Source organism: Neptuniibacter sp. (genome assembly GCF_024231755.1).
In the GTDB taxonomy this organism is placed as follows: domain Bacteria; phylum Pseudomonadota; class Gammaproteobacteria; order Pseudomonadales; family Balneatricaceae; genus Neptuniibacter.
Genome location: NZ_JAAEQH010000157.1, coordinates 1 through 5,479, shown reverse-complemented (window position 1 = coordinate 5,479; position 5,479 = coordinate 1). Strand labels below are relative to the sequence as shown.

Below are 5,479 nucleotides of genomic sequence, written 5' to 3'. Positions count from 1 at the left end.
TCCTGCAACGCCCGGCAATTGGTGGATAGTTCAGCGTAATCAATATCTTTTTCTGACATCAAGGCAACTCTGTAAAAATGAAATATACTTAGAAATATTAAGGGATATTAGTACCTGCCGATACACAAGTTATGAAGGTACATACGAAGTAGGCTGTTGTCATGGATAATCAGCAAAATTATATCCACCACCCAGATGAGTTCCCGATTAAACTCACCCCTCGGGAATGTGAAAACCTTTTATCTAAATCTCACCCTGCGCTAAAACTGGTGTGTCATTCCAATACTCAATTTATTTGCGGTGATGTGATTGGCATCGAGGTACCCGGTGTAGGCCCTGATCTTGAGGTCACCGGTGTTATCGACTGGTGTTCAACTTCAGACAAGGGTTATGAGTTAGGTATCACCTTTGCCAATCAAGATGCACTGATGCGAATACGCATGTTGGAGCAACTCTGTTATATCCAACGCTATCGCAAGCACGTTTTAAGCATAGAAGGCAGAGATCTTTCAGAGCAGGATGCAGCATTAGAGTGGATAGATAAATACGCAAACCTGTTTCCTAAGGCGAAATAGCGCTAAAGGGTTAGCACTCGCACCTAGCCCTGATCAATAAGGCCTCCCTCTCTCTCTAGAAGCAGGTATAATGCTTCTTTTTCCCATGGCTATGGAATAAACCAAGATGCAACAGAAAACCGTTACCGCTGCCGGTATTGAGATCGCCAACGACAAACCTATGGTGCTTTTTGGCGGCATGAATGTACTTGAGTCCCGTGACTTAGCAATGAAGATTGCTGAACATTATGTGGAAGTTACGGAAAAGCTTGGCATTCCCTACGTTTTCAAAGCATCCTTTGATAAAGCTAACCGTTCCTCGTTGAACTCTTTCCGTGGCCCGGGTCTGGATGAAGGCCTGAAAATTCTGCAGGAGATTAAAGATACTTTTAAAGTCCCTTTGATCACTGATGTACACGAGCCGTTTCAAGCAGCACCAACTGCCGAAGTATGTGACATCATCCAGCTACCAGCCTTCCTATCTCGCCAGACTGATTTGGTTGAGGCGATGGCGAAAACAGATGCAGTCATTAACATCAAAAAAGCTCAGTTTCTCGCACCACAAGAGATGAAACATATTCTGCACAAATGTGAAGAAGCGGGTAATGATCGCTTGATCCTGTGCGAACGCGGCTCCTGCTACGGTTACAACAATCTGATCGTGGATATGCTCGGCTTCTCAATTATGAAAGAGTTTGGTTACCCGATCATGTTTGATGCAACCCACGCTCTACAGATGCCCGGAGGACGAGCTGACTCTGCCGGTGGCCGCAGAGCTCTAGCAGCGCAGCTATCCCGTGCAGGTTTATCTCAGGGTATTGCGGGCCTGTTCCTCGAAGCCCACCCAAATCCGGAACAAGCTAAATGCGATGGGCCATGCGCACTGCCTCTTCACACTCTGGAGGCATACTTATCGCAAATGAAAGCGGTAGATGAACTGGTAAAAAGCTTCCCTGATCTGGATACATCCTGCTAGTAACTTATCAAGGGGACAGGCTTAAACCCGATATAGACAGGGGACAGACTTAAGTCTGCCCCCAAAATCTTAAAACATATAAAAATCAGCAAATTAAAGGCTGACTTCCACCATAAGCCTTGTCTATGATAGAAAGATAAGAAAAACATAGGCTGGCAACCATGAGTGACTCTCCAGACTCTTTATATGAGGCGTTACAGGAAGAAACGATCCTGGGCCCGGAGCATCATCGCTTTAAGCTGATTAAGCAAAGCTCGACTCACCCTCTGGGCCAGCTCTGGCAAGCAGAGGACCTTAGTGTTACCGGAAACCCTCTTGTCACTCTTCTGATCCTGAGTCCAAACCTGCTTAAACAGGGGAATTTTGCTGAAGGGATTAAAAAGCACGCTTCACTCAGCAAACAAATTCAGAATAAACATATTGCCGAATGTTACGGCTTTTTCACCGAAAAAAGCCGTCTGCTTTTCCTCTCCTACGAAAAGCTGGATGGTCTGACACTTCAGTCCATGTTGCAAAAAGGCAGCCAGTTAAAACCTGCTCAGCAGATGGGTTTGATTAAGCAGATCGCCTACGCTATCGATATCGGCTACCAGAAGTTACATACACCCCATGCAAGCCTTGAACCGGCTTCAATCTTTATAAATCGCAAAGGTGGCGTAAAACTTACCCTTTTCTCCCTGCGGGAAACGCTGGAATCAGTAACCAGCCTGCTATCTGAACCGTTTCACTACAAGCAGTATCAGTCACCGGAAGCCTTCCATCCAGGAAAGCTGACGCGTAAAACCGATGTTTACTCCTTTGCCTGCATTCTCTATGAGTTGATGACCGGCAAAGCCCCCTTCTCTTTAGATGACAGTGAAGCTGACCGTGTTCGCCGTGAACTTTCGCAACCCGCCGGGTTGGACGATGAGCAATGGGCTGAGCTGCAAAAAGCTTTATCTACCAATCTGGATGACCGGTTTCCGAACTGTACTGAACTGGTAAAAGCTCTGTTCCCACCTGAAAAGGAAGAGGACTCCAAAGAAGCCGAGAAAGCGGAAAGCAGTGCAGAACAAGAAGCTGATAAGAAGAACGCTGGAGTTGCTGATGAATCCGCAGCAGATACCGGTGATTCTGAAGAGGAAGGCAAACGCTCTCTTAAAGATAAACTGCCATCACTAAAGATAAAACTACCGAGCCTACCCAAATACGTCACCTATTCACTGGCGGGCATTACTCTGTTTGCTTCTGGTTACCTACTAGGCTGGTTCGTATCTGACTTTATCAACTTCAAGGAAAAAGATTTCCAGGCCCTGCAGATCAAGAAACAACAGGAAGCCCTGCAACAAATGTTCAGTTCCATACAGGCACAACAGGAGCTGCAGGAAAAGCTAGAACAAGAAGCCAAAGCTAAAGATACGGATATTGAAATTCTGAAAAGTGATTTAGCTGTTGCCAGGATGTTGGCTAAAGGGGCTGAACCGGAAGATCCTGGTAATCAGATTTTTAAAGACCAAATAGACTCCCGAAACTTCGGTCCTGAAATGGTTCTGCTACCTTCAGGCGAGTTCCGCATGGGTGATCAAAGTGGCTTAGGTGATGATAACGAGAAACCCGTGCATATCGTGCATATCGATGAACCCTTTGCAATCTCCCGCTTTGAGGTCACTTTTGCCGAGTATGACCTGTTTGCCAAATCAACCAACCGCCCACTCCCGGATGACGAAGGCTGGGGGCGTGGAAACCAACCAGTTATCAATGTTAGTTGGCGAGATGCCTGGGCCTATACCGAATGGCTGGCAGATCAGACAGGGCAACCTTACCGCCTGCCTTCTGAGGCAGAGTGGGAATATGCTGCCCGCGCTGGCAACCTGACCACCTATTGGTGGGGCGACAATATGCAATTCAATATGGCGGCATGTGCAGATTGCGGTAGTACCTGGGATGGCAAACGTGCGGCTCCTGTCGGCACATTCCCGGCTAATAGCTGGGGTCTACATGACATGACTGGCAACGTTGATGAGTGGGTCGCAGACTGTTATGAGGACAACTACGACCTGGCACCAATTGATGGCTCCGCCTACCGTAAACGTGTCTGTAAAGACCGGGTTATGCGTGGCGGTTCCTGGTTTGAAATCAGCCGTCTGATCCGACCTGCCAGCCGCTACCGTCATCCGGTTGATTCAAAACGCAACAGCTGGGGATTCAGGGTAGCGGTGGATATCAATAAGTAGCAATCTACTTAAGGCAGGATTCAGCACATCCATGATGAACTGGAGGCTAAAAGCATACTCCATGTACTTAAACTAATGTCAGGTATACAGATCATGCAGATCGGTAAAATCAGCTTAGCTATTCTCCTGGTTACCAGTTCTACGCTCGCCTTCTCCAGCACACTCCAGATCGGTTCGGATAAACGGGAATCCGTTGCCCTAACCCTATACAACCAGAATCTGGGACTAGTGCGTGAAACCCGTAAACTCCCTCCCCTACAAACGGGGCAAAAGATCACACTGGCAGATGTCAGCCAACAGCTTCAGGTAGAAAGCCTACGAATTAGCAATGCAGGGAAGATCCTAGAGCAAAACCTGAATACCAACCTGCTTAGCCAACATAATCTTCTTCAACATTACATTGGTAAAAGACTTCAACTGGCCCGCCTAAACCCGGCAACAGGCCAGGAGCTGATTAGCACAGTAGAACTACTCAGCGTTGATGGTAACCGCGCTCTGGTAAAACGAGACAAACGATTTGAAACCATCCCTCTGAATAACCAATGGCGTTTTATTTTTCCATCTCTGCCAGAACAGTTACTCTCCAAACCGAGTTTAAGTTTTCGTAGTTCCGGCACGTCCAAATCAAAAACGGCCCAGATCAGTTATCTGACCGGAGGTTTGAACTGGAACATGGACTACGTCCTAACGCTGGATGAAACAGGTGAGAGAGTTTCACTGGATGGACTTGCTAGCCTCTCTAATAAAACTGGAACTGATTATAAGAACGCCCAGATCAGCCTTCTCGCAGGAGAGTTGTACCAGCCACACAACCGCTATCAGGAACGCAAGCAAGGTATGGAAATGATGCGAGCAATGTCTGCTGATATGGCGACTTCTCCCTCTCGGGAACAGCTACAGGACTTCCATCTATACACCCTGCCTCGCGCAACCGATCTTCTTAACGGCCAACTGAAACAAGTATCCCTGCTTTCTTCAACGGGTGTCAGCGTCAAACGCGGATACGCATACCAATTCCTGGTTTATCCAACCCTGGAACGTAATCAACATCGAGTTAAACCTGAGCTGACCGTTAAGTTTAAGAATACAGCTGGCAATAAACTGGGCATGCCTCTTCCCGCAGGGAACCTGAGAACCTTCAGCCCAGACAATCAAGGAAATCTGCAGTTTATCGGTGGAGCAAATATCAATCACACCGGCAAAGGGGATGAGGTCAACGTCAAACTTGGCAAGGCGTTTGATATCTCAATCCATCGCCGCCAGACAGACTTCAGTAAAACCTTTAATGGCTTCATGGTTGAGCAGGAGCTGCGCATTAGTAACAGCCAGAATAAGGCAAAAGAGATCACCATGACGGCTAACTTTCCGCTGCAATGGGAGATGAAACAAAGTAGTCATCCACACAAGAAAGTACAAGGCGGCAGTGCAGAGTGGCAGATTAAAGTGCCCGCTAACGGAGAAGCGGTGCTGAAGTTCAAAGTTCAGATGCAGAAGCGCTGATACTAAATGCCAGACAACTCTTTAGAACATTGCGCCGGATGTGGCCTGCCTGATAGTTTCTGCTGTTGCGAGCAGGTCACACAACATCAAAGCCAGTTACAGATCGCGCTGCTCCTCCATGAAAATGAACCCCAGCGTCCAACCACGACCAGTAAAATAATTCAGAAGGTATTGCCTGAAACCGAGACCTATATCTGGCAACGAAAAGAACCGCCTCAGCAGCTGATTGAAAAAAT

5 protein-coding genes are annotated in these 5,479 nt (G+C 47.4%); all 5 read left to right on the top strand.

Annotated elements, in window-relative coordinates; translation table 11 throughout:
- Positions 1-161 precede the first annotated feature (161 nt).
- On the top strand, positions 162-575 hold the full coding sequence (locus GY843_RS08740) for a hypothetical protein (RefSeq protein ID WP_297308640.1): 414 nt from the start codon (positions 162-164) through the stop codon (positions 573-575).
- A 106-nt stretch (positions 576-681) separates the two neighbouring features.
- Positions 682-1,530 carry a 3-deoxy-8-phosphooctulonate synthase gene (gene kdsA, locus GY843_RS08735; RefSeq protein ID WP_297308638.1) on the top strand — a complete coding sequence of 283 codons (849 nt, stop codon included), beginning with the start codon at positions 682-684 and terminating at the stop codon, positions 1,528-1,530.
- Positions 1,531-1,691: 161 nt separating this feature from the next.
- Positions 1,692-3,743 (top strand): SUMF1/EgtB/PvdO family nonheme iron enzyme, encoded by a 2,052-nt coding sequence (locus GY843_RS08730; protein WP_297308636.1) that lies wholly within the window; start codon positions 1,692-1,694, stop codon positions 3,741-3,743.
- A gap of 93 nt (positions 3,744-3,836) precedes the next feature.
- A complete protein-coding gene (locus GY843_RS08725) occupies positions 3,837-5,243 on the top strand; it encodes a DUF4139 domain-containing protein (RefSeq protein ID WP_297308634.1) in 1,407 nt (468 codons plus the stop codon).
- Between the two features lie 6 nt (positions 5,244-5,249).
- Positions 5,250-5,479, top strand: a 230-nt coding sequence (locus GY843_RS08720) for a DTW domain-containing protein (protein WP_297308632.1), incomplete at its 3' end; no start/stop codon positions are given.

What these genes read in the sequence shown, in the direction of transcription:
- GY843_RS08740 (WP_297308640.1), top strand. Translation starts at nt 162, where the DNA reads ATGGATAATCAGCAAAATTATATCCACCACCCAGATGAGTTCCCGATT.
- kdsA (WP_297308638.1), top strand. Translation starts at nt 682, where the DNA reads ATGCAACAGAAAACCGTTACCGCTGCCGGTATTGAGATCGCCAACGAC.
- GY843_RS08730 (WP_297308636.1), top strand. Translation starts at nt 1,692, where the DNA reads ATGAGTGACTCTCCAGACTCTTTATATGAGGCGTTACAGGAAGAAACG.
- GY843_RS08725 (WP_297308634.1), top strand. Translation starts at nt 3,837, where the DNA reads ATGCAGATCGGTAAAATCAGCTTAGCTATTCTCCTGGTTACCAGTTCT.